This is a genomic window from Pseudoalteromonas sp. APC 3355, from assembly GCF_030407615.1.
GTDB lineage: Bacteria > Pseudomonadota > Gammaproteobacteria > Enterobacterales > Alteromonadaceae > Pseudoalteromonas > Pseudoalteromonas distincta.
This window is the reverse complement of record NZ_JASDDB010000033.1, coordinates 1-536: the sequence shown is the minus strand read 5'-3', so window position 1 is coordinate 536 and position 536 is coordinate 1. Positions and strand designations below refer to the sequence as shown.

1 protein-coding gene is annotated in these 536 nt (G+C 40.5%); it reads right to left on the bottom strand.

Going from position 1 to position 536, the window contains the following annotated elements; translation table 11 throughout:
* Positions 1–87: 87 nt before the first annotated feature.
* A complete protein-coding gene (locus tag QMA08_RS20295) occupies positions 88–435 on the bottom strand; it encodes a hypothetical protein (RefSeq protein WP_024597877.1) in 348 nt (115 codons plus the stop codon).
* Positions 436–536: the final 101 nt, after the last annotated feature.

Below are 536 nucleotides of genomic sequence, written 5' to 3'. Positions count from 1 at the left end.
GCAATTGACTGTTGGCTAAACTTGCGCGAAGCGCCAAGCCAACTGTTAATTGTCCCAGTGAGTTTACGAACGAACTTGAGCAACTTGTTATAAGCCATTAGTTGCCACTCTTTGCCCGCAATGGATACAAACAATTGAACCAGAAAACCAGCGCCAAACAACTTTATCCCAGCTACCACTTGATGCTGGATGAGGCTTTTTAAAACCTTGAACAGTTAAACATTTATCGCAATGTGGGCAACGGTTAAAAAATGCCAAAACAATATGAATTAAAACTGTGCAAAAGAATGCCCCAAACAAATAAACTAAATGACTAGCACTAGCGTTAGGTTCAGAAAACATTTTCCCATAAGCCAGAGATACAAAGAAAACTATTAAAAGTGTCCACGCTGCAAACACGCTTAACACATCAAGTTTTCCAATTATCGATTTCATCACCGAACTTCCTTTGGCTTATAAGTAAGCGTATAGCTAACGACACCTAGCCTTGCTTAATATTCCAAGGTAATAGCGGTTCAAGGTCACCGGGCTGCTCA

What these genes read in the sequence shown, in the direction of transcription:
- QMA08_RS20295 (WP_024597877.1), bottom strand. Translation starts at nt 435, where the DNA reads ATGAAATCGATAATTGGAAAACTTGATGTGTTAAGCGTGTTTGCAGCG.